The 22,767-nt window shown below is 62.4% G+C and carries 19 protein-coding genes and 1 pseudogene; 16 read left to right on the top strand and 4 right to left on the bottom strand.

Annotated elements, in window-relative coordinates:
• Positions 1-96 precede the first annotated feature (96 nt).
• The 3 genes from OC605_RS27445 to OC605_RS27435 all read right to left on the bottom strand — a co-directional run bounded on the left by OC605_RS27445 (position 97) and on the right by OC605_RS27435 (position 4,109).
• Positions 97-2,265, bottom strand: a complete 2,169-nt coding sequence (locus OC605_RS27445; protein ID WP_262140446.1) for a TonB-dependent siderophore receptor — start codon at positions 2,263-2,265, stop codon at positions 97-99.
• A 270-nt stretch (positions 2,266-2,535) separates the two neighbouring features.
• A complete protein-coding gene (gene yghU / locus OC605_RS27440; RefSeq protein WP_186569806.1) occupies positions 2,536-3,375 on the bottom strand; it encodes a glutathione-dependent disulfide-bond oxidoreductase in 840 nt (279 codons plus the stop codon).
• 230 nt (positions 3,376-3,605) lie between these two features.
• Positions 3,606-4,109, bottom strand: coding sequence for a cupin (locus OC605_RS27435; protein WP_262140445.1), 504 nt, complete (start codon positions 4,107-4,109; stop codon positions 3,606-3,608).
• Between the two features lie 179 nt (positions 4,110-4,288).
• Here OC605_RS27435 and OC605_RS27430 point away from each other — a divergent pair, with 179 nt between their 5' ends.
• The 16 genes from OC605_RS27430 (at position 4,289) to OC605_RS27355 (ending at position 22,369) form a co-directional block, all read left to right on the top strand.
• Positions 4,289-6,076, top strand: coding sequence for a thiamine pyrophosphate-requiring protein (locus tag OC605_RS27430; protein WP_262140444.1), 1,788 nt, complete (start codon positions 4,289-4,291; stop codon positions 6,074-6,076).
• Between the two features lie 10 nt (positions 6,077-6,086).
• A complete protein-coding gene (locus tag OC605_RS27425; RefSeq protein WP_177434162.1) occupies positions 6,087-6,824 on the top strand; it encodes a DUF72 domain-containing protein in 738 nt (245 codons plus the stop codon).
• Positions 6,825-6,898: 74 nt separating this feature from the next.
• Positions 6,899-7,786 (top strand): Dyp-type peroxidase, encoded by an 888-nt coding sequence (locus OC605_RS27420; protein WP_125927448.1) that lies wholly within the window; start codon positions 6,899-6,901, stop codon positions 7,784-7,786.
• Between the two features lie 9 nt (positions 7,787-7,795).
• A complete protein-coding gene (locus OC605_RS27415; protein WP_262140442.1) occupies positions 7,796-8,761 on the top strand; it encodes a Gfo/Idh/MocA family protein in 966 nt (321 codons plus the stop codon).
• A 214-nt stretch (positions 8,762-8,975) separates the two neighbouring features.
• Complete coding sequence (locus OC605_RS27410) at positions 8,976-9,728, top strand: GntR family transcriptional regulator (RefSeq protein WP_262140441.1); 753 nt, start codon at positions 8,976-8,978, stop codon at positions 9,726-9,728.
• Positions 9,725-11,455 carry a fumarate reductase/succinate dehydrogenase flavoprotein subunit gene (locus tag OC605_RS27405; RefSeq protein WP_262140439.1) on the top strand — a complete coding sequence of 577 codons (1,731 nt, stop codon included), beginning with the start codon at positions 9,725-9,727 and terminating at the stop codon, positions 11,453-11,455. The genes OC605_RS27410 and OC605_RS27405 overlap by 4 nt, the downstream gene beginning before the upstream one ends.
• Positions 11,456-11,482: 27 nt before the next feature.
• Positions 11,483-11,728 carry a ferredoxin family protein gene (locus OC605_RS27400; RefSeq protein WP_262140438.1) on the top strand — a complete coding sequence of 82 codons (246 nt, stop codon included), beginning with the start codon at positions 11,483-11,485 and terminating at the stop codon, positions 11,726-11,728.
• Positions 11,729-11,939: 211 nt separating this feature from the next.
• Positions 11,940-13,364, top strand: a complete 1,425-nt coding sequence (locus OC605_RS27395; RefSeq protein ID WP_262140437.1) for an ABC transporter substrate-binding protein — start codon at positions 11,940-11,942, stop codon at positions 13,362-13,364.
• A gap of 215 nt (positions 13,365-13,579) precedes the next feature.
• Entirely contained in the window at positions 13,580-14,359 is a 780-nt protein-coding gene (locus OC605_RS27390) for an ABC transporter permease (protein ID WP_262140436.1), read from the top strand.
• Positions 14,359-15,207, top strand: coding sequence for an ABC transporter ATP-binding protein (locus OC605_RS27385; RefSeq protein ID WP_262140435.1), 849 nt, complete (start codon positions 14,359-14,361; stop codon positions 15,205-15,207). Before OC605_RS27390 ends, OC605_RS27385 begins: the two co-directional genes overlap by 1 nt.
• A complete protein-coding gene (locus tag OC605_RS27380; protein ID WP_262140434.1) occupies positions 15,204-16,166 on the top strand; it encodes a HEAT repeat domain-containing protein in 963 nt (320 codons plus the stop codon). Before OC605_RS27385 ends, OC605_RS27380 begins: the two co-directional genes overlap by 4 nt.
• Positions 16,163-16,441 carry a DUF971 domain-containing protein gene (locus OC605_RS27375; protein ID WP_262140433.1) on the top strand — a complete coding sequence of 93 codons (279 nt, stop codon included), beginning with the start codon at positions 16,163-16,165 and terminating at the stop codon, positions 16,439-16,441. Before OC605_RS27380 ends, OC605_RS27375 begins: the two co-directional genes overlap by 4 nt.
• Positions 16,442-16,639: 198 nt before the next feature.
• A complete protein-coding gene (gene lexA / locus OC605_RS27370; RefSeq protein WP_262140432.1) occupies positions 16,640-17,257 on the top strand; it encodes a transcriptional repressor LexA in 618 nt (205 codons plus the stop codon).
• Positions 17,257-17,874 carry a translesion DNA synthesis-associated protein ImuA gene (gene imuA / locus OC605_RS27365; protein WP_262140431.1) on the top strand — a complete coding sequence of 206 codons (618 nt, stop codon included), beginning with the start codon at positions 17,257-17,259 and terminating at the stop codon, positions 17,872-17,874. The genes lexA and imuA overlap by 1 nt, the downstream gene beginning before the upstream one ends.
• 5 nt (positions 17,875-17,879) lie before the next feature.
• A complete protein-coding gene (locus OC605_RS27360; RefSeq protein ID WP_262140430.1) occupies positions 17,880-19,295 on the top strand; it encodes a Y-family DNA polymerase in 1,416 nt (471 codons plus the stop codon).
• Complete coding sequence (locus tag OC605_RS27355; protein ID WP_262140429.1) at positions 19,292-22,369, top strand: error-prone DNA polymerase; 3,078 nt, start codon at positions 19,292-19,294, stop codon at positions 22,367-22,369. The genes OC605_RS27360 and OC605_RS27355 overlap by 4 nt, the downstream gene beginning before the upstream one ends.
• A gap of 294 nt (positions 22,370-22,663) precedes the next feature.
• On the opposite strand, the pseudogene OC605_RS27350 reads toward OC605_RS27355, so the two are convergent.
• Positions 22,664-22,767 (bottom strand): annotated as a pseudogene (locus OC605_RS27350) (IS110 family transposase); the annotation flags it as partial.

Genomic DNA, 22,767 nt, shown 5'->3' with positions numbered 1-22,767 from the left:
CTATCGGTAAACGTTGGACATGCCTAATGAACCTGCAAAAAAGGGCGCCGGGAAAACTCCCGGCGCCCTGTGTGGTGCTTGCTGAGCGCTATCGCCTCAGAACTTGTACTTGGCGGTCATCATGTAGCTGCGCGGGGTGCCGTAGTTATCGGTCGAGCCCCAGGTCACGTCGGTGCCGATCGAGGAATAGTACTTGCGGTCGAAAATGTTGTTGGCGTTGACCTGCAGGTCGAGGTGCTTGTTAACCTCGTAACCGGCCATCAGGTCGGTGACCGCGTAGCCGCCCTGTTCAAGGCGATAGCTGCCGCCGTTGGCCAGGGCGATGTCGTTGTACATGCGGCTCTGCCAGTAGACGTTGCCGCCCACGCGCAGTTTTTCCAGCGGGCCTTTGAAGCGGTACACGGTGGAGACCTTGAACAGGTGCTCGGGCATGTCGGTGTCGAATTTCTGGTTATTGTTGGCCGGGTTTTCGTCCTTGATGTAGTGGGCGCGGGTGTAGGTGTAGCCGGCGCCGACTTGCCATTGCTCGGTCAGCGCACCTTGCAGTTCCATGTCCACGCCTTGGGCGCGAACCTTGCCGGAGGTTTCGTAGCAGGTCAGTTCCGGGCAGCCGAGTTGGGTCGCTGCCTGGGTGGCGCGGTTGGTCTGGTCCATCTGGAACACTGCCACGCTGCCGTTCAGCGCGCCGTCGAAATATTCGCCCTTGATACCGACCTCGTAGTTTTCACCGACGATCGGCTCCAGCACTTTGCCGCCGAGGTCCTTCTGGGTTTGCGGGGTGAAGATGTCGGTGTAGCTGGCGTAAACCGAGTGATGGTCATCGAGTTTGTAGATCAGGCCGGCGTAACGGGTCAGGTTGCGCGTGACCTTGAAGTCACCGTCGGCACTGCGATCGTCGTAGTCATACCAGTCCAGGCGGCTGCCGAGGATCAGCGTCAGCGGGTCGGCCAGGCTCAAGCGCGTGGTCAGGTAAACCGCATCTTGGGTAGTGACGTTGCGCGACTTGCCGCTACGGACGAAGTCAGGCTTGGGCGCGGCGATCGGCAGGCCGGTGTCGTAGGGCGCGTATTCCTTGGTGGTGGCGTCGTACACGCGATTGCTGGCGCCGACTACCAATTCGTGGGTACGGCCGAACGCTTCGAACGGGCCGCTGGCGAAACCGTCGAAGGCGCGTTGCTTGTCGGTGTGGTGCGATTGGTAGGCGGTGGTTTCCAGCGGGCCGTCGTAACGCGACAGGTACGTGCCGGAAAATTCACCCTCGAGCGTCGACGTCGAGCCGCCGAGGTGCAGTTTCCAGTCGTTGTCGAAACGGTGTTCGACTTCACCGAATACGGTGTCGACTTGCAGCTTGCGGTTCTCCCAATCGGTACCGGGATAGGTGGAGCGGGGCAGGTCGAGGTGGTGGCCGTTTTCGCCGATCGGCAGGCCGCCCCAGAAATAGTTGGTCTGATCGTTCTGCCGGGAGAAACCGAGGGTCGCCGTGGTGCTGTCGCTCAGGTCGGCTTCACCGATGGCGTAGAACAGGCCGTGATCGTTTTCTTCCTTGTCGCGAAAACTGTCGGCGCCCTGATACGACGTCACCACCCGGCCACGCAGGGTGCCGCTGTCGTTCAGCGGACTGGAGGCATCGACCTCGCCACGGTAGTCATCCCAGCTGCCGGCGGCGCCGGTGAGGGTCACGCGCTGATCGGCGGTCGGACGCTTGCGCACCATGTTGATCGCCGCCGACGGGTTGCCGGCACCGGTGACCAGACCGGTCGCGCCACGGACGATTTCCACTCGGTCGAACATCGCCAGGTTCGGTTGCACTGCCAAAGTGAACGGCGAATACGAGCTGGGCAGGCCGTCGTACATGATGTTGTCGATGTCGAAACCGCGCGCCTTGTAAGTCTGCCGCCCCGGGCCGCTGGCCTCGCTGAGAAACAGCCCCGGCGTGCCACGCACCACGTCGTTGACGCTGGTCATGTTCTGGTCGTCCATGCGCTGGCGAGTGATCACCGTCACCGCCTGCGGCGTTTCGCGCATGGTCAGCGACAGCTTGGTCGCGGTCTGCATCGGGCCGGTGGTGTAGGACTGCGTGTCTTCGGTGGTACTGCTCATCTGCGTGGCGCCGATTTCGGTCGCTTGCAGTTCCAGCGGGCCATTGGCGGGCGCAGTGGCTGCGGTTTCTTCAGCCAACGCAGGAGCGATGCTGGCCATGCCGATGGCGATTGCGAGGAGGTTAGGTGAAAGGTTCGAGCGGCGGTGAATGGTGTGAAACGACATCTATCTGCTTCCCCAAGATTTACCCAAACGAAACTAATGCGAGTGCATGTAAGAATTATTCGCATTAGTATGTCGGAAGTTTCCGGGGGAATAAACCCGTACGAGTCAGTTAGTTAATGATTTTTTCACAATTGGATTTGATGGCTTTCGCAGGCAAATGTGGAAGCGAGCCTGCTCGCGAAGGCGGTGGGTCATTCAACGGGTTCGTTGTCTGATACTCCGCTTTCGCGAGCAGGCTCGCTCCCACAGGGTTATGCGTTTTTTCTGAAATCAGTCCAGATCCTTCGCCTCATGCCGCTCCGGCACCTGACTGTCTTCATCACCCCAGGTGCGATTCACTCGCTGCCCACGGATGACCGCTGGCCGCTTGGCGATTTCTTCGGCCCAGCGCTGCACATGGGTGTATTCATGCGCCGCGAGAAATTCCGCCGCCGAGTAAACGTTGTTGCGCACCAGTTGCCCATACCAGGGCCATACGGCGATATCGGCGATGGTGTAATCGTCGCCGGCCAGATAGGCGTTGTCGGCGAGACGGCGGTTGAGCACATCGAGCTGACGTTTGGCTTCCATGGTGAAGCGGTTGATCGGGTATTCGAGCTTCTCCGGCGCATACGCGTAGAAGTGCCCGAAACCGCCGCCCAGGTACGGCGCCGAGCCCATTTGCCAGAACAGCCAGTTGAGGGTTTCGGTGCGACCGGCCGGATCCTTGGGCAACAAGGCGCCGAACTTTTCCGCCAGATACAGCAGGATCGAACCGGACTCGAACACCCGGATCGGCGGCTCGACGCTGCGATCCAGCAGCGCCGGGATTTTCGAGTTCGGGTTGACTTCGACAAAGCCGCTGGAGAACTGATCGCCCTCGCCAATGCGGATCAGCCACGCGTCGTATTCGGCCTCGCTGTGGCCGAGTGCGAGCAGCTCTTCGAGCATGATGGTGACTTTGACACCGTTGGGCGTGGCCAGCGAATACAGTTGCAGCGGATGCTTGCCGACCGGCAGTTCCTTATCGTGGGTCGGCCCGGCGATCGGCCGGTTGATGCTGGCGAAGTGGCCGCCGGAAGGAGCTTCGTGTTTCCAGACCTTGGGCGGAACGTAAGACGCTTTGCTCATGAAACGGACCTCGTCGATGCTGGGAGAGAACAGGTAGACACCGTAGGGAAAATTTCCGGCGGGTGCCAGCGGTGAGTGCGGTTATTCATATTGAATGATGCAAACCGATCTGCCGCCTTCGCGAGCAGGCTCGCTCCCACAGGGGTATGTATTGGACAGAGAAACAGGGTTCACCCGTATTCATTGTGGGAGCGAGCCTGCTCGCGAAAGCGTCGGCAGGGTCGCCGCGCCTAACGGCTCCAATACTGCCCAACCGCACCCCCGACTCCCTGCACCGGATCTGTCTCAGGAAACGCCAGCCCCGCAATCCGCGCCAACTGCGCATCACTCGGCGCGGCCCGGCAAATATCCGCCTGCTGCCCCGGCGGATAAGCACCCACCACGAGAAAATCCTCGCTCGAGCCCAGATTGCAGTGCCCGGTCCCCGCCGGCAGCAACAGTACATCACCGGCGCTGACGTCGACGGCTTGCCCGTCAGGCCCGCCCAACATCAACCGCGCCTGACCGGCCGCCACGCCAAGCACTTCGTGGCCTTCAGTGTGGTAGTGGTGATAGTCGTAAATGCCGTAGCGCCACTGCGCCGGCCAGCCATTGGCGCCGAAGGTCTGCTCGAAGCGCGCCGCCGGATCGTCGCCTTCAACGGCGATCGCGCTGCGGTAGATCAGCACTGGCAGACGCGGATTGTTCGGCACCCAGTCATTGCGTTGCAGCAGCAGGGTTTGTACTTCAGTCATGGCCCATCCTCCTTCGATCATTTCTCAATCGACCACAGAGCAGGGCGTACGCCTCAAAAATCATTGCCGCGCAAACACGGCGCCGAAGTTGATGCCCGGAAAATCCAGCGAAACTTCATCGCGCAGCGGGCTGTCCAGACCCTTATATGTCCATGCAGCGGTAAATGGCGAGGGTCAAGATGACGATGACAGTTGGTGATTTTCTGGTTGAGCGGCTCAGCGAATGGGGCGTGACGCGGATTTTTGGCTATCCGGGGGATGGCATCAATGGCGTGTTCGGCGCGATGAGCCGGGCCAAAGGCAAGATCGAATTCGTTCAGGCACGGCACGAGGAAATGGCTGCGTTCATGGCCTCGGCCCACGCCAAGTTCACCGGCGAGCTGGGCGTGTGCATCGCCACCTCCGGCCCCGGCGCCTCGCACCTGATCACCGGCCTCTACGACGCGCGCATGGATCACATGCCGGTGCTGGCCATTGTCGGTCAGCAGGCGCGTACGGCGCTGGGCAGTCACTACCAGCAGGAGCTGGATCTGGTGTCGATGTTCAAGGATGTCGCCGGTGCGTTTGTGCAGCAGGCTTCGGCGCCATCGCAAGTGCGCCATCTGCTTGATCGCGCGGTGCGCACTGCGGTCGGCGAGCGCCGCGTCACCGCGCTGATTCTGCCCAATGACTTGCAGGATCTGCCTTACGAACAACCGGCGCGCGCCCATGGCACCGCGCATTCCGGCGTCGGCTACAGCAAGCCGAAAGTCGTTCCTTATGCCGCCGATCTGCAACGCGCCGCCGAGGTACTGAACAGCGGCGAGAAAGTCGCGATTCTGGTCGGTGCCGGTGCGCTGGAGGCGACCGATCTGGTCATCGCCGTGGCGGAAAAACTCGGCGCGGGCGTCGCCAAGGCGCTGTTGGGCAAAGCAGCGTTACCAGACGATCTGCAGTGGGTCACCGGCAGCATCGGCCTGCTCGGCACCGAGCCCAGCTACAAGCTGATGAGCGAGTGCGACACCTTGCTGATGATCGGTTCGGGCTTCCCGTATTCCGAGTTTCTGCCCAAGGAAGGCCAGGCGCGCGGCGTGCAGATCGACTTGCAGCCGGACATGCTCAGCCTGCGTTATCCGATGGAGGTCAATCTGGTCGGTGATTCAGCGGAAACCCTTGCCGCATTGCTGCCCTTGCTGGAACAGAAAACCTCGAACAAGTGGCGCAAGAAGATCGAAGGCTGGCGCAGCAGCTGGGAGAAAACCCTGGAAAAACGCGCCATGGCCAAAGCCGATCCAGTCAATCCGCAACGGGTGGTCTACGAGTTGTCGCCGCGTTTGCCCGAGCAGGCGATTATCACCAGCGACTCTGGCTCTTGCGCCAACTGGTTCGCCCGCGATCTGAAAATCCGTCGCGGCATGAAATGCTCGTTGTCCGGTGGCCTGGCCTCGATGGGCGCGGCGGTGCCCTATGCGATCGCGGCCAAGTTCGCCTTCCCGGAACGCCCGGTCATTGCCCTGGTCGGCGACGGCGCGATGCAGATGAACAACATGGCCGAGCTGATCACTGTCGCCAAATACTGGCGGCAATGGCAGAGCCCGAAATGGATCTGCGCGGTGTTCAACAATGAAGACCTCAACCAGGTCACCTGGGAGCAGCGGGTAATGGAGGGTGATCCCAAATTCGAAGCGTCGCAAAGCATTCCCGATGTGCCGTATCACATGTTCGCGATTTCCATCGGCCTCAAGGGCATTTTCGTTGATCGCGAGGAAGAGGTCGCCGCTGCGTGGGAACAGGCACTCGCCTCGGAAGTGCCGGTGCTGATCGAGTTCAAGACCGACCCGAACGTGCCGCCGTTGCCGCCGCACATCAAGCTTGAGCAAGCGAAGAAATTCGCCACGACCCTGCTCAAGGGCGATCCGGACGAAGCCGGGGTGATCGTGCAGACCGCCAAGCAGGTGTTGGGCGCCGTGTTGCCCGGGAAGAAATGACGGTGTGCGCTTGAACGAGTCAACCATCTACATCGGTTGCGCCGGCTGGAGTCTCGGGCGCGAGCACTGGCCGGCATTCCCCGCCGAAGGCACGCACCTGCAACGCTACGCCGCGCGCTTCAACTGTGTGGAAATCAACAGCTCGTTCTACCGCCCGCATCGGCGTCAGACCTACGAACGCTGGGCCGACTCGGTAGCGCCGGACTTTCGCTTCGCCGTGAAAGTGCCGAAGCTCATCACCCATGAACAGCGGCTGGCGGACAGCGCGGCCGCGCTCGATGAGTTTCTCGGCCAGTGCCAGGGCTTGGCTGATCGACTCGGTTGCCTGCTGGTGCAACTGCCACCCAAACTTGCCTTCGATGCGCCGGTGGCCGAGGCGTTTTTTCATGCCCTGCGCGAGCGGTTCAAGGGCAGTGTGGTGCTGGAACCACGACACGAATCGTGGACTGAGGCTGAGGCAGTGCTGTTGGAGTTGCAAATTGCTCAGGCGGTGGTCGATCCCTCGCGGATCAGCAGCGACACCGCACCGGGTGGCTGGCAAGGCCTGCAGTATTGGCGCCTGCACGGCTCGCCACGGATTTATCACAGCGCTTATGAAGCGGCCTATCTGCACCAGCTTGCTCAGAACCTGCGGCGCGCGAAGGCCGACGGCAGAGACATCTGGTGCATCTTCGACAACACCGCCAGCGGTGCCGCCACCGCCGATGCGCTGGCTTTGAAGGCGTTGATCGAAGGCGTTGAACGCTGAACGACGACGCTCTCGCCACCCACACAAACGATCCGGCTACAGGTAAACTCCGCGCACTTTTTCAAGGAGTTCACATGAGTTACTACCAGCCGGGCATTCTCGCTACCCCTGTTCCTGCGCAAGCACGTCATCTGTTTTTCGCCCTGGCGTCGGTTGAAGCCTTGCCACAAGCGATCGACAGCCTGCTGATGCTGGTGGATGGCAAGTCGGCGGTGGTTGGTTTTGGTGAGTCGTTGACCAAGGCGCTGAATGTCGAAATCGCTGGCCTGCGCAGCTTCCCCGCGCTGACCGGCGTTGGCGTGAACAACCCGTCGACCCAGCATGCCCTGTGGATCTGGTTGCACGGTATTGACCGGGGTGAACTGCTCAACCGCTGCAACGCTATCGAAGCCGCGCTGGCCCCGGCCTTGCGTCTGGTCGAGATGCAGGAAGCCTTCCGCCACATGGACGGCCACGACCTCACCGGTTACGAAGACGGCACGGAAAACCCCCACGATGACGCCGCTGTCGCCGCCGCGCTGCTGAGCTCCGGCGCAGACGGACTGGTCGGTGGCAGCTTCGCCGCGATCCAGCAGTGGCAGCACGACCTCAAGGGTTTTCATCGCCTGTCTGCCGGCGCCAAGGACGACATCATGGGACGGCGCTTGAGCGATAACGAAGAAATCGACGACGCGCCGATCTCCGCCCACGTCAAACGCACCGCGCAAGAGAGCTTCGCGCCGGAAGCGTTCGTCGTGCGCCGCTCGATGCCATGGATTGAAGGCGATCGCGCCGGTTTGATGTTCCTCGCTTTCGGTTTCTCGCTGGATGCCTTCGAAGCACAGCTGCGGCGCATGAGCGGCCTGGAGGACGGTATTGCCGATGGCTTGTACCAGATCAGTCGGCCGATCACCGGCGGCTACTACTGGTGCCCGCCGCTTAAGGACGGACGCCTTGATCTGCGCGCGCTGCGCATCGGCTGAGGACTGCCTATGAAAGTGGTGCGCTGGGGCATGATCGGTTGCGGCAGTGTCGCTGAACGCAAGAGCGGACCGGCCTTTTACAAGGCGCCCGGTTCGGCACTGGTCGCAGTGATGGGCCGACGCCTCGAAGCGGTGACCGACTACGCCGCGCGCCACGGCATCAGCCGCGTCTATACCGATGTCGATGCGCTGATCAACGATCCCGAAGTCGACGCGGTGTACATCGCCACGCCGCCCGACAGCCACCATGCCTACAGCCTGAAAGTCGCCGCCGCCGGCAAGCATTGCTGCGTGGAAAAGCCCATGGCGCTCAACGCCGGGCAAAGCCGCGAGATGCAGCAAGCGTTTGCCGCTGCCGGTCTGCACCTGTTCGTCTCCTATTACCGCCGCTCGCTGCCGCGCTTCGCTCAGGTGCGGCAATGGCTGGAGGAGGGGCGCATCGGCGATGTCCGCCATCTGAGCTGGACACTGACCAAAGCACCGTCGCCGGCTGATCTTGAAGGTCGGGAGAATTGGCGCACCGATCCGGCGGTGGCGGGCGGCGGCTACTTTGCCGACCTGGCCAGCCATGGCCTGGACCTGTTTCAGTATCTGCTTGGCGACATCGTTGAAATCGCCGGTTTCACCGCGCGTCAGGCGGGTCTGTACGCGGCGGAAGATGCGGTCAGCGCCACTTGGCGGTTCGCTTCCGGAGCGCTGGGCATGGGCTGCTGGAACTTTGTTGCGGATCGGCGCGAGGATCGCGTCGAGATTATCGGCAGCCAAGGGCGGATCGGGTTTTCGGTGTTCGACGAGCATCCGGTACAGCTCTTTGCCGAGGAGCAGCTCAGCCTGGAGATTGCCCATCACGAGCATATCCAGTGGCACCACGTGCTGGGGATGAATGCGCATATTCGGGGTGATTCACAGCATCCCGCCGTGGCCGAGCAAGCCGTCAAGACCGATTGGGTAATGGACGAGATCCTCAAACGTTGAATAGACCACGACCCCTTGTGGGAGCGAGCCTGCTCGCGAAAGCATCCTGTCAGTCAGTATTTTGGTGACTGACACACCGCGTTCGCGAGCAGGCTCGCTCCCACAGGTCTCCCGGCGCAACGCGCATCTAAGGTTATGCCCAAACAATATTTCTCAATCTCGTCATAACCTCTCTAAGATCACGTCATAACTCGTTATAACAAGTGATCCCGCGATGACCGATAACGTTCTCTCCCTCAGTAGCGTTCCGCTGCACACCCAACTGCGCGACGTCCTGCGTGCGCGGATTCTCGACGGTGAATACCCGCAAGACAGTCAGATGCCTTCCGAAAGCGAACTCGGTGCGCTGTTCAAAGTCAGCCGCATCACCGTGCGCCAGGCACTCGGTGATCTGCAAAAGGAAGGCCTGATCTTCAAGATCCACGGCAAGGGCACCTTCGTCGCCAAGCCGAAAACCTTTCAGAACGTCAGCAGCCTGCAAGGTCTCGCCGAGTCGATGACCGGGCGCGGCTACGAAGTGATCAACCGTCTGCGCAGTTTCAAATTCATTCCGGCGGACAAGCGCGTCGCCGAGCGTTTGCAAGTGGCCGAAGGCGAGACCGTCGCGCAAATCAAACGCGTGCGCCTGATCAACCGCGAGCCGATCTCACTGGAAATCACCTACCTGCCCAAAGCGGTCGGCGAACGGCTGGAGAAGGCCGACCTGGTCACTCGCGACATCTTTCTGATTCTGGAAAACGACTGCGGCCTCGCCCTTGGCCACGCCGATCTGGCCATCGATGCAGTGCTGGCTGACAGCGACCTGACCCAGGCACTCAACGTCGAAGCGGGCTCGCCGATCATGCGCATCGAGCGCCTGACCCATGACGCCCAAGGCCAGCCGCTGGACTTCGAACACCTTTATTACCGTGGCGATGCGTTCCAGTACCGCCTGCGGATCGACCGGCAAAAAGGGGAGCAGGCATGACCCGCAACGTTCTAGAACAGGAATACGACATCGTCGTGATTGGCGGCGGTACGGCCGGGCCGATGGCGGCGATCAAGGCCAAGGAGAAAAACCGCGATTTGCGCGTGTTGCTGGTCGACAAGGCCAACGTCAAGCGCAGCGGCGCGATCAGCATGGGCATGGACGGCCTGAACAACGCGATCATTCCCGGCCACTCGACGCCAGAGCAGTACACCAAGGAAATCACCATCGCCAACGACGGCATCGTCAATCAGGCGGCGGTCTACGCGTATGCGACGCACAGTTTTGAAACCATCGAACAACTCGACCGCTGGGGCGTGAAGTTCGAGAAAGACGAGACCGGCGACTACGCGGTAAAAAAGGTCCACCACATGGGCGCCTATGTGCTACCGATGCCGGAAGGGCACGACATCAAGAAAGTCCTGTATCGGCAGTTGAAACGTGCGCGGGTGAGCATCACCAATCGCCTGGTCTGCACGCGTTTGCTGACCGACGAGGAGGGCGCGGTCAACGGTGTGATGGGCTTCGATTGCCGCACCGCCGACTTCCATGTGATCAAGGCGAAAGCGGTGATTCTCGCCTGCGGCGCGGCCGGACGCCTTGGTCTGCCGTCGTCGGGCTACCTGATGGGCACTTACGAAAACCCGACCAATGCCGGTGACGGCTACGCGATGGCCTATCACGCCGGCGCCGAACTGGCCAATCTCGAGTGCTTCCAGATCAACCCGCTGATCAAGGACTACAACGGCCCGGCCTGCGCCTACGTCACCGGCCCGCTAGGTGGCTACACCGCCAACAACAAGGGCGAACGCTTCATCGAGTGCGACTACTGGAGCGGGCAGATGATGTGGGAATTTCACCAGGAACTGGAAAGCGGCAACGGCCCGGTGTTCCTCAAACTCGATCACCTGGCCGAGGAAACCATCCAGAACATCGAGGAAATCCTGCACAGCAACGAGCGCCCGAGCCGTGGCCAGTTCCACGCCAATCGCGGCACCGACTACCGCACGCAGATGGTTGAAATGCACATTTCGGAAATCGGTTTTTGCAGCGGCCACTCGGCGTCCGGCGTGTGGGTCAACGAGCGTGCCGAGACTTCAGTCAAGGGCTTGTACTCGGCCGGCGACATGGCTGCGGTGCCGCACAATTACATGCTCGGCGCGTTCACTTACGGCTGGTTCGCCGGGCACAACGCGGCGGAGTTTGTCGCCGGTCGCGAGTTTTCCGCACTGGACAGCGAACAGATCGCCAAGGAGAAAGCCCGGGTCTACGCGCCACTCGATCGCGCCGACGGACTGCCGCCGGCGCAGGTCGAGTACAAGCTACGGCGCTTCGTCAACGACTACCTGCAACCGCCGAAAGTGACCAAGAAAATGCAGATCGGCCTGCAACGCTTCAGCGACATCGAGCGTGATCTTGAGCAGATGAAGGCCAACAACGCTCACGAACTGATGCGTGCGATGGAAACCAGCGTGATCCGCGACTGCGCCGAAATGGCTGCCCGCGCTTCGTTGTTCCGCGCCGAAAGCCGCTGGGGCCTGTACCACTATCGCGTCGATCATCCGCAGCGCAACGACGCCGATTGGTTCTGCCATTGTCATCTGAAGAAGGGCGAGGACGGCAAGATGACCAGTTTCAAGAAGGCCGTCGAGCCCTACATCATCCCGCTCGACGCCGAGGAAATGCAGGCCTACGACCGCCTGCGGGTCGGCGCCTGCGCCGCTTGAGACATCATTTTTCAGAGAGTCCGAACCATGGCTTATCAAGCTCAGGAAATCTTCTTCCGCTCCAACGCGCCGGTCACTGTCGACGAGGACAAATGCATCGCGCAAAAGGGCTGCACGGTGTGCGTCGACGTCTGCCCGATGGATCTGCTGGCGATCAACCCGGCCACGCAAAAGGCGTATATGGCATTCGATGAATGCTGGTACTGCATGCCGTGCGAGAAGGATTGCCCGACGGGGGCGGTGAAGGTCGACATCCCTTATTTGTTGCGTTGACCCCAAATCCATTGTGGGAGCGAGCCTGCTCGCGAAAGCAATCACTCATTCAACAATGATGGTGACTGACCCGCCGCCTTCGCGAGCAGGCTCGCTCCCACATTGCAATTGTGATTACCCAATAGCCATCCGGTGAACCCCGGACGCTGAATGCAAAACACCCCTCGTTTCCCACCGCGCCCCGATCGCGGCGGAGACGAACTTCAAACCAATGATTCGAGGGGAAACACTCATGTTGCGTGCAGCACTCGCCGGTCTGGTACTGGCTTCATTCACCTTGTCGGCCTCCGCCGAAACCATCCGCATCGCCATCGGCACCCAGGACACCACCATCAACTGCGCCGCCGGCGGCCTGTTGATCCGTGAACTCGGTCTGCTGGAAAAATACCTGCCCCACGATGGCGCCTACAAAGATGCGAAATACGACGTGCAGTGGAAGAATTTCACCAGTGGCGCGCCGCTGACCAACGAGATGGTCGCCGGCAAACTCGATTTCGGTGCGATGGCCGATTTCCCCGGTGCGTTCAACGGTGTGGCGTTCGAAACGGCGGGCAAGCACAGCCTGTTCATCAGCGTGCTGTCGGGCAGCATCAAGGGCAGCGGCAACGGCATCGTCGTGCCGAGCGCTTCGTCGGTGCAAAGCCTCAGCGAACTCAAGGGCAAGACCATTTCGGTGCCGTTCGCCTCGACGGCTCACGGCATGTTGCTGCGCGCCGTGGCAGAGCAGGGCTGGGACCCGCTCAAGGATGTCAACATCATCGCCCAGCCACCGGAAGTCGCCGGCTCGGCATTGCAGGCCGGCAAGATCGACGCTCACGCCGACTTTGTGCCTTTCGCCGAGCTGTTCCCGAGCCGTGGTTTCGCCCGCAAGATCTACGACGGCGCTCAGGCCAACGCGCCGACTTTCCATGGCGCACTGGTCGATCAGGCCTACGCCAAAAAGTACCCGGAAATCGTCGTCGCCTTTCTGCGTGCGAGCATCGAAGCCAACCAACTGCTCGCCGCCGAACCGGAGAAGTACAGCGAACTGATCGCCAAGGTCACCGGGGTCGATGCCGAGGTCAACTACCTGTTCCATGGCCCGTTGGGCGTGCAGACCCGCGACCTGAGCTGGAAGCCTGAATATCGCCAGGCTGTGGGTACTGCCATCGATACCCTGAAGCTGCTGAAGAAAGCCGATCGCGGGCTCGACCTGAACAGCTTCATCGACGACCAGTACATTCGCGCCGCGTTCAAGGCTTCGAACCTCGATTACACCGCGCAACTGGCCAACTACGCGCAGACGCCATTGCCGGGTGTGGATGCGGCGACGGGCAAAGCCATCACCGACCTCAGCCGTGTCGCGGAAATCTGGGTGCGTGGCGAGGAAAAAGTCCGCCGTTATGGCTCGGCTGAAGCGGCGTTCACCGCGTTGGCAGGGTTGAAGCAGGAGGGCAAGAACATTCGCGCGGTGTATGCGCAGGCCAGTGACAGCGGGATCAAGTTGCTCGCTGAACAGGCGTGGTTTGCCAGCGACGCCAAGGGCCGCCTCAGCGCATTTCTGCTCAAGGGCCAGGCCCAGCAATACGCTGCGGGGCAGGGTGGCAAGGTGTTCGACTTTAGCGATGCCGCTGCGCAAGCCGTTGCCGCGCGCTGAAGATCAAAAGCCCCTCACCCTAACCCTCTCCCGGAGGGAGAGGGGACTGACCCAGTTGTTGGTGAGAGATACGCCGACGTGAAGTACCGAGTCGAACTCAGGTCGTGAAAAGCACGCCAATCGGCTCCCTTTCCCCCTCGCCCCCCTGGGGGAGAGGGCTGGGGTGAGGGGGTAAATCTCAGCCATCACACAGAACCCGAACTGGAAACCGGACTATGAAAACACCGTTGCGCTGGACATCAAGAGCCGCCTCACTGCTGCTCTGCCTGCTCTTCTGGCAGCTCGCCGCCAGCCACCACTGGAACCTCGGCCTGGTCACCTTCGCCAATGTGCCAACTCCCTTGGCGGTCATCGAAGCCGCGCTGGGCCTGGGCGACTCGGGCAAACTCTGGCAGCACCTGAGCAGCAGCCTCGGCCGCGTTTTCGCCGGCTACCTAGCGGCACTGATCATCGGCATCGCCCTGGGCCTGGCCATCGGCCGGTCGAAATGGGCCGAAGACATTCTGCTGCCACCACTGGAGGTCCTGCGCCCGATCCCCGCCGTGGCGTGGATTCCGCTGGCGATCCTGATGTTTCCATCCTCGGAATTGTCGATGGTCTTTATCACCTTCACCGGCGCGCTGTTCCCGATCCTGCTCAACACCGTGCACGGCGTCGAAGGCGTCGATCCACGCCTGATCGCCTCGGCAAAAAGCCTCGGAGCAGGGCGTCGGGCGATTCTGCGGGAGGTGATTCTGCCGGGCGCTGCGCCGAGCATCATTACCGGCCTGGCGATCGGCATGGGCACGTCGTGGTTCTGCCTGGTGACGGCGGAAATGATCTCCGGGCAGTTCGGTATCGGTTACTACACCTGGGAGTCCTACACCATTCAGAACTACGCCGATATTGTCGTCGGCATGCTCCTGATCGGCGTGTTGGGCATGGGCAGCAGTTGGCTGATCAAACGCCTGGGCGGCTTGTTCACGCCTTGGCATCGACCGCGAGGCAAAGCCTGATGAGCGTGATGCAAACCGCGGAAGGGCGGATCGACATTCGCCAGTTGTCCATCGTCCTCGGCCAGGGCCGCGAAGCCTTCGAAGCGGTGCAGGGCCTCGATTGCCAGATCGAACCCGGCCAGTTCGTGTGCATTCTCGGCCCGTCCGGTTGCGGCAAGTCGACCTTGCTCGGCGCCCTGGCCGGACACCTGAATGCCAGTACCGGCAGCCTGAAAGTCGACGGCAGCGCGGTAGCCGGCCCGTCGTCGCAGCGCGGCATGGTGTTTCAGCACCACACGCTGTTCCCGTGGCGCACGGTGCGCGACAACGTCGCCTTCGGCCTGAAGATGCGCGGCGTCGGCAAGGCTGAGCGCCGTCGCGCCGCTGACGACATCATCAAACTGGTCGGCCTCGAAGGCTTTGCCGAACGCTGGCCGGATCAGCTTTCCGGAGGCATGCAGCAGCGGGTGGAGATCGCCCGGGTGCTGGTCAATCGACCGCGCCTGTTGCTGATGGACGAGCCGTTCGGCGCGCTGGATGCGCTGACCCGCTTGAACATGCAGGAGCTGCTGCTGGACATCTGGACGCGCATCCGCACCACGGTGGTTTTCGTCACCCATGACATCGACGAGGCGCTGTTTCTAGCCGATCGCTTGCTGGTAATGAGCGCGCGACCAGGGCGAATCATCGAAGACCTGCGTCTGGACTTTCCACGCCCGCGTACCAGTGAGCTGGTGACCAGCCCCGAGTTCGCTCGACTGAAACGCCATTGCCTCGACCTGCTGCGCCACGACAACGACCGACCGCTGCCGCGCCTCAACCCGCTCGGCCTGCCTCCTGAAAACCCTTTGCCGCGATTTGCCCTATGACCTCTATTTTTGCTGTGACCGACAACGAAGACATCCTCGCCCTGCAACCGCGCCTGACGGCTGAAGACGCTGGCGTGCGGCGCATTGCCCTGATTGATCTGGCCGATCTGGAGGAACCGGATGGTTTGCTCTGGCTGGTTGATCGACTCCGGCAGGATCCCGCCGAGGACGTCCGCGCTGAAGCCGCACGATTGCTCGAAGCGTGGGAGGATGAGGCGGTCGTGCAAGCCTTGTGCGAAGCACTGACGGATCCGGCGCTCGCGGTGCAATCGGCGGCGGCGCAAAGTCTGAGCCTGCTCAAGACTGCGGCGGCGGGGCGGGTCATTCTGCCGTGGACCGCACATGCCGATGTCAGTGTGCGCATCGCCGCCTTTCGGGCGTTACGCGAATTGCGCTTCGCCGAGGCCGCGCCGGCTGCCGTCGCAGCGCTGGAGGACACCGATGCCAATGTCCGTCGCGAAGCGGTCGGTGTGCTCGGCTGGCTCAAACAGCTCGACGCGCTGCCAGCCCTGGCGCGCCTGGCCAGCGACGACCCGGACACCGAAGTGCGCCGCGCCGCGACGGGTGCGCTCGGTCTGGCCAGTGGCGCCGAAGTATTGCCGGCGTTGCGCCAGGCTTTGCGCGACCCTGCCTGGCAAGTGCGCGAAGAAGCTGCGACCACGCTGGGCAAGGTTGGCCACAGCGACGCCGGCCCGGCCTTGGTCGAAGCGCTGAGCGATGATTACTGGCAAGTGCGCCTGCGCGCCACTCGCAGCCTCGGTCGCTTGCGCTTCGTCCCGGCGCTGGAAGCGCTGATCGACACCCTCGGCCACCGCATCAGCAATCTGCGCAAGGAAGCCGCGCTGGCCCTCGGTGAATTGAACGATCGCGGCGCCGTGGCCGCGTTGCAGGCAGCGCAGGACGACGGCGACCCGGAAGTGCGCAAAGCCGTGCGCATCGCTCTGAGTCAATTGCAATGAGTCCGCTGGCGGTGGGCAACTCGCAGAGTGCACGCACGTTGCGCCTGAGCTGGCCGGACGGGCGCGAATCGTTGCTCACGCATGCCGATCTGCGCCGGCAGTGCCCATGCTCGCAATGCCGCGCATTTCGCCTGCGCGGCGTCACGCCGCTGATTGATGATCGCGTGCGCCTGATCGAGGTCAATCCGCAGGGGTATGGCGTGCAACTGGTATTCAGCGATGGCCATCAGCGCGGGATTTACCCGTGGGAGTACCTGGCGCAACTGGATTCCTGACTTTTCCTGGCCCCCTGTGGCAGCGAGCCTGCTCGCGAAAGCGTAGTGTCAGGCGACGATGATAATGAATGTGCCGACGCCTTCGCGAGCAGGCTCGCTCCCACAGAGACTGTGTTCACAGATTGTTCTGATTGCAGCTCCTGCGTCGGCTTGCGCCGACTGGCGGGTTTTTTCAGGGAATTTCCCACAGGAGTACAAATGTACTCCATGACCAATCTGACTCCCCGCCGTACCGCCATCCTGACCTTCATCCGCGATCGCATCGCCGAACACGGTCAGCCCCCAAGCCTCGCTGAAATCAGCGAGGCTTTTAGTTTTGCCTCGCGCAGCGTAGCGCGCAAGCATGTGCTGGCGCTCACCGAAGCCGGTTTCATTGAGGTCAACCCGCATCAGGCCCGGGGCATTCGCCTGCTCGGTCAGCCACCGCGTCCGGAGCTGCTGGAGATTCCCGTACTCGGTCGCGTGGCCGCCGGCGCACCGATTGGTGCCGATGCCGACATCCATAACCGCTTGCTGCTCGACCCGGCGCTGTTCTCCCGCACCCCGGATTACATGCTGCGGGTGCAGGGCGACTCGATGATCGAAGACGGCATTCTCGATGGCGATCTGGTCGGTGTGCGGCGCAATCCCGAGGCGCTGAACGGCCAGATTGTCGTTGCGCGTCTGGACGGTGAAGTCACCATCAAACGCTTCGAACGGGTCGGGGATGAAGTGCGCCTGCTGCCGCGCAACCCGGCGTACAAGCCGATTGTCGTGCGTGATGATCAGGATCTGGCCATTGAAGGCGTGTTCTGTGGTCTGGTGAGGCAAGGCTGATGGGCGCCGTCGTTGCGTTGGATACGCTGTTCAATGGCGGCCAGGTCTGGCGCGGCCGGCCTGCGCCACCGGCGGCGAGTCCGCAGCCGACCGGGCATGCGGGACTGGACGCGGCTCTGCCCAGCGGCGGCTGGCCGGAAGCGGCATTGAGTGAAATTCTCTTGGCCGGCCCCGGTGTCGGCGAGTTGAAACTGGTCTGGCCAACCTTGGCGCGATTGTCCGCGGCGGGTGAGCGCATCGTTCTGGTGGCGCCGCCGTTCGTGCCGTACCCGCAGGCCTGGGCCAATGCCGGAGTCGATCTGCGCCAGTTGTCGGTGATTCAGGCCAGCGAACGCGATGCCTTGTGGGCGGCGGAGCAATGCCTGCGCTCGGGCAGTTGCGGCGCGGTGCTGTGCTGGCCGAACAAGGCCGATGACCGAGCCTTGCGGCGTTTGCAGGTAGCGGCGGAAACCGGCCAGACCCTGGCCTTTGCTTGGCGCCCGTTGAGCGAAGCGGTCAACCCGTCACCGGCAGCGTTACGGATTGCCATCGATGCCAAACCGGCGCAGCTACGCGTACTCAAATGCCGTGGCGGCCTGGCGCGTGCTACGCCGATTGCCTTTGCCGTGGGGCACTGATTGTCATGCGCTGGGTATGTATCCTGTTTCCGCAATTGGCCCTCGACGCCGTACTGCGTCAGCGGCCCGACCCTGAAGAGCCGCTGGTCCTGCTCAGCGGCCCGGCCCAGCGGCGGGTGCTGCAAGCGGTAAATCCGGCGGCACGCAAACTCGGCCTGCGCCCCGGCATGTCGATGACCGCCGCGCAAGCCATGAGCAAAGGCTTTGCCACCGCCGATTATGAGGTGGCCGAGGTCGAGCACTGGCAGCAGTTTCTCGCCGCATGGGCCTATCGTTTCAGCGCGCAAGTCAGCGTGCATTATCCGCGTACCGTGGTGTTCGAGATCGAATCCAGCCTCGGACTGTTCGGTACCTGGCCGCAATTCGAAGCACGCCTGCGTCAAGAACTGAAAGATCTGGGCTTTCGTCATCGCATCGTCGCCGCGCCGAACCCGGTGGCTGCGCGAGTGCTGGCCAATGCCTACGATGGCTTGGTGGTGCCGGACGGTGAGGCTTTGCAGCATCATCTCGGGCAATTGCCGGTCGACCGCGTCGGGCTGGAGCCGAATGTCGCCACAGCGTTGTCGCGCATGGGCCTGCGCAATCTCAGTCAGGTGCAAAGCCTGCCACGCCAGGCACTGGCCCGGCGTTTCGAAGCGCAGATGCTCAAGCACCTCGACACGCTGTTCGGCGCACGCCCTCTGGCGCTGGCGTTCTATCTGCCGCCCGACCGTTTCGATATCCGCATCGAACTGAATTTCGACGTGCAATCCCATCAAGCCTTGCTGTTCCCGTTACGACGCTTGACCGGCGACCTGTCGGCGTTCCTCTGCGGGCGCGACAGTGGCGTGCAGCGTTTCGATTTGCTTCTGGAACACGCCGGGCTGCCGGACACAGTGATCAAGGTCGGCCTGCTCAGCGCCGAGCGTGACGCGGCGATGCTCTTCGAACTGGCCCGTGGCCGGCTGGAGCAAGTCCAGGTCGAAGCACCGGTGCGTGGTTTTCGCTTGCGCGCCGAAGACCTGCCGAGTTTCGTTCCGCAGTATCAGGAGCTGTTCGACGACCGCCCGCAGCAGACCTTGCCCTGGAAGCAATTGCGCGAACGTCTGCGCGCACGGCTGGGTGATGACGCGGTGCAGGGGCTGCGCTTTCAGGCCGATCATCGCCCTGAGTGCGCGTGGCAGAACGCTGCCGATAAACACCTTTGCACGGGGTTGCCCAGCGTGCAGCGTCCGGGCTGGCTGCTCAACGAACCGCAAAGCGTGCCGGAAGGTTCGGCGCGGATTCTCATGGGGCCGGAGCGCATCGAATCCGGTTGGTGGGACGGTGGCGACGTGCGGCGTGATTACTACCTGATCCAGAACCGCGCCGGTCAGCAGGGCTGGGCCTGGCGGGCGGTGGGTGAGGGCGGTCCGCTGTGGCTGCAGGGCTGGTTCGCATGAGTGCCGATTACGTCGAACTGCATTGCCTGTCGAACTTCAGTTTCCAGCGCGGAGCCTCGAGCGCGCTGGAACTGTTTCAGCGGGCGAAAAAGCACGGCTATCAGGCGCTGGCGATCACCGACGAATGTACCCTGGCCGGCATTGTTCGTGCGTGGCAAGCGGCGAAGTCCGTCGAGTTGCCGTTGATCATCGGCAGCGAGATACGCATCGACAACGGCCCGAAACTGGTGCTGCTGGTGGAAAACCTTGCCGGTTATCAGGCCCTGTGCGGCTTGATCACCCAGGCCCGGCGGCGTACGCAGAAAGGCCAGTATCGGGTGCTGCGCGAAGACTTCGCCGAAGCGCTGCCGGGTTTGCTGGTGTTGTGGGTGCCGGATTCAGTGGATGACCGGGAAGAAGGGCGCTGGCTGAAACAAACCTTCGGCGACCGCCTGTGGCTCACGGTGCAACTTCATCGCGGGCAGAACGATCAACAGCGGCTCGCGGCATTGTTGGCTCTGGCGGCAGAGTGGCAGATTCCAGCCGTGGCCAGCGGCGATGTGCACATGCACGCCCGGGGGCGCCGTGCCTTGCAGGACACCATGACTGCAATCCGTCATCACGTGCCGGTGGCAGAAGCAGGTTTGCGCCTGCATCCCAATGGCGAGCGGCATTTGCGCTGCCTCGATGAGCTGCGCGCCCTGTATCCGCCGGACTTGCTCGAAGCGTCGCTAAAACTGGCCAGACGCTGCATCTTCGATCTGAGCGAGCTGCGCTATCAGTACCCGAAAGAGCTGGTGCCCGAGGGCCACAGTGCCAGTTCCTGGTTGCGCCATCTGACCGAGGAGGGCATTGCCTGGCGCTGGCCGCAAGGGCCTCAGGCCAAGGTGCTCAAGCAGATCGACGACGAACTGCAATTGATCGCCGAACTCGGCTACGAAAGCTACTTCCTCACCGTGCACGACGTGGTGCGCTTTGCCCGCGAGCAGAAAATCCTCTGTCAGGGGCGCGGTTCGGCAGCCAACTCGGCGGTGTGTTTTGCCTTGGGCATCACCGAGATCGATCCGGATCGCACTACGCTGCTGTTCGAACGCTTCATGTCCAAGGAGCGTAACGAGCCGCCGGACATCGATGTCGACTTCGAGCACGAGCGCCGCGAAGAAGTCCTGCAATACGTGTTCAACCGTTACGGCCGGCGGCGTGCGGCGCTGACGGCGGTGGTCAGCACCTACCACGCCACCGGCGCCGTGCGCGATGTTGCCAAGGCCTTGGGGCTGCCGCCGGATCAGATCAACGCGCTGGCCGATTGCTGCGGCCGCTGGAGCGATGAGACGCCACCGCTGGAACGCTTGCGCGAAGGTGGCTTTGATCCGGACAGCCCGGTTCTGCGCCGGGTACTGAGCCTGACAGGGCAACTGATCGGCTTCCCCCGGCATCTGTCGCAGCATCCCGGTGGCTTCGTGATTTCCGAGCAGCCGCTGGACACCTTGGTGCCGGTCGAAAACGCGGCGATGGCCGACCGCACCATCATTCAGTGGGACAAGGACGACCTCGATGCGGTCGGCCTGCTCAAGGTGGATATCCTCGCCTTGGGCATGCTCAGCGCGATTCGCCGCTGCTTCGACCTGCTGCGCCGGCATCGCGATCTGGATATGACCCTCGCGACGATCCCCAGCGAAGACAAACCGACCTACGACATGATCAGTCGCGCCGATACCGTCGGCGTGTTCCAGATCGAGTCGCGGGCGCAAATGTCGATGCTGCCGCGTCTGAAACCGAAGACGTTCTACGATCTGGTGATTGAAGTGGCGATCGTCCGCCCCGGGCCGATTCAGGGCGGCATGGTTCATCCGTATCTGCGCCGACGTAATAACGAAGAGGCGGAAACCTATCCGTCGCCGGCGCTCGAAGTCGTACTCAAAAGAACCCTGGGCGTGCCGTTGTTCCAGGAACAGGTCATGCAGATCGCCATCGTCGCTGCCGACTATAGCCCCGGAGAGGCCGATCAGTTGCGCCGCTCGATGGCAGCTTGGAAACGCCATGGCGGACTGGATCCGCACAAGGAACGCCTCGCCGCCGGCATGAAAAAGAACGGCTACACACCGGAATTCGCTGCGCAGATCTTCGAGCAGATCAAAGGCTTCGGCAGTTACGGCTTCCCCGAATCCCACGCCGCCAGTTTCGCCTTGTTGACCTACGCCAGTTGCTGGCTCAAATGCCACGAACCGGCTGCGTTCGCCTGTGCGCTGATCAACAGTTGGCCGATGGGCTTTTACAGCCCGGACCAGATTCTGCAGGACGCGCGCCGGCACCAATTGCAGATCCGTCCGGTGGACGTGCGCGCCAGCGACTGGGATTGCAGCCTCGAACCTTTGAGTGCCGGGCAACCGGCGATTCGCATGGGCCTGCGCATGATCAAGGGTTTTCGCGAAGAGGACGCACGGCGCATCGAAGCCGCGCGCCGCCACGGGGCGTTTGCCGATGTTGCCGATTTGGGCGAGCGCGCCGCTCTTGACAGTCGCGCGCAGGCCTTGCTGGCAGACTCCGGCGCTTTGCGTGGCCTGGCCGGGCATCGCCATCGTGCGCGTTGGGAAGTGGCCGGTGTGCAGAAGCAACTCGGCCTGTTCGCCGGCCTGCCCAACGAGGAAGAAGTGAAAATTGTTTTGCCCAAACCCAGCGTCGGCGAAGACCTGCATGCCGATTACGCCACGGTGGGCACCACCCTGGGGCCGCACCCGTTGGCATTGCTGCGTGGCGAGTTGCAGGCCCGGCGCTGCCGCAGCTCGCGGGAATTGATGGATATCGAACATGGCCGGCCGGTCAGTGTCGCTGGTCTGGTCACCGGCCGGCAGCGCCCCGGTACGGCAAGTGGCGTGACGTTCGTGACTCTGGAAGACGAGTTCGGCAACGTCAACGTGGTGGTATGGCGTGACCTGGCCGAGCGTCAGCGCCAAGTGCTGGTGGGTTCGCAATTGCTCAAGGTCGACGGCCGCTGGGAACGCGAAGGCGATGTGCGGCACCTGATCGCCGGCCGCATGAGCGACCTGAGCCCGCTGCTCAATGGCATTCACGTGCAGAGCCGCGATTTCCACTGACCTTCGTGGCAGCGAGCCTGCTCGCGAAAGCGCAGTGTCAGGCAATGACGATGTTGAATGTGCCACTGCCTTCGCGGGCAAGCCGCTCCCACAGGGACTTTGGTTGCAACGAAGATAGTCGATCTGCCCCGTATCAGTGTGGGAGCGAGCCTGCTCGCGAAAGCGCAGTTTCAGGCGATGACGATGTTGAATGTGCCGCCGCCTTCGCGAGCAGGCTCGCTCCCACAGGGATTTGGGTTGCGATGAAGATGGTCGATCTGCCCCGTATCAGTGTGGGAGATTCTATGGTTGTCCTCAAGCGATAACTGCCCCTTTCGATTGATATTCGCTCTGGTTTTTCATCAGGGCGAATGCTATGCGGGCGAGTTTGCGGCTGAGCATCACGAGCACCTGTGTAG

The organism is Pseudomonas sp. Marseille-Q5117 (assembly GCF_946901175.1).
GTDB classification, from domain to species: domain Bacteria; phylum Pseudomonadota; class Gammaproteobacteria; order Pseudomonadales; family Pseudomonadaceae; genus Aquipseudomonas; species Aquipseudomonas iranensis.
This window is presented reverse-complemented; position numbering and strand designations above follow the sequence as displayed.

Coding starts and splice junctions, on each gene's coding strand:
- OC605_RS27445 (WP_262140446.1), bottom strand. CDS start 2,265: ATGTCGTTTCACACCATTCACCGCCGCTCGAACCTTTCACCTAACCTC.
- yghU (WP_186569806.1), bottom strand. CDS start 3,375: ATGAGCAAAGCGTCTTACGTTCCGCCCAAGGTCTGGAAACACGAAGCT.
- OC605_RS27435 (WP_262140445.1), bottom strand. CDS start 4,109: ATGACTGAAGTACAAACCCTGCTGCTGCAACGCAATGACTGGGTGCCG.
- OC605_RS27430 (WP_262140444.1), top strand. CDS start 4,289: ATGACGATGACAGTTGGTGATTTTCTGGTTGAGCGGCTCAGCGAATGG.
- OC605_RS27420 (WP_125927448.1), top strand. CDS start 6,899: ATGAGTTACTACCAGCCGGGCATTCTCGCTACCCCTGTTCCTGCGCAA.
- OC605_RS27415 (WP_262140442.1), top strand. CDS start 7,796: ATGAAAGTGGTGCGCTGGGGCATGATCGGTTGCGGCAGTGTCGCTGAA.
- OC605_RS27410 (WP_262140441.1), top strand. CDS start 8,976: ATGACCGATAACGTTCTCTCCCTCAGTAGCGTTCCGCTGCACACCCAA.
- OC605_RS27405 (WP_262140439.1), top strand. CDS start 9,725: ATGACCCGCAACGTTCTAGAACAGGAATACGACATCGTCGTGATTGGC.
- OC605_RS27400 (WP_262140438.1), top strand. CDS start 11,483: ATGGCTTATCAAGCTCAGGAAATCTTCTTCCGCTCCAACGCGCCGGTC.
- OC605_RS27395 (WP_262140437.1), top strand. CDS start 11,940: ATGATTCGAGGGGAAACACTCATGTTGCGTGCAGCACTCGCCGGTCTG.
- OC605_RS27390 (WP_262140436.1), top strand. CDS start 13,580: ATGAAAACACCGTTGCGCTGGACATCAAGAGCCGCCTCACTGCTGCTC.
- OC605_RS27385 (WP_262140435.1), top strand. CDS start 14,359: ATGAGCGTGATGCAAACCGCGGAAGGGCGGATCGACATTCGCCAGTTG.
- OC605_RS27380 (WP_262140434.1), top strand. CDS start 15,204: ATGACCTCTATTTTTGCTGTGACCGACAACGAAGACATCCTCGCCCTG.
- OC605_RS27375 (WP_262140433.1), top strand. CDS start 16,163: ATGAGTCCGCTGGCGGTGGGCAACTCGCAGAGTGCACGCACGTTGCGC.
- lexA (WP_262140432.1), top strand. CDS start 16,640: ATGTACTCCATGACCAATCTGACTCCCCGCCGTACCGCCATCCTGACC.
- imuA (WP_262140431.1), top strand. CDS start 17,257: ATGGGCGCCGTCGTTGCGTTGGATACGCTGTTCAATGGCGGCCAGGTC.
- OC605_RS27360 (WP_262140430.1), top strand. CDS start 17,880: ATGCGCTGGGTATGTATCCTGTTTCCGCAATTGGCCCTCGACGCCGTA.
- OC605_RS27355 (WP_262140429.1), top strand. CDS start 19,292: ATGAGTGCCGATTACGTCGAACTGCATTGCCTGTCGAACTTCAGTTTC.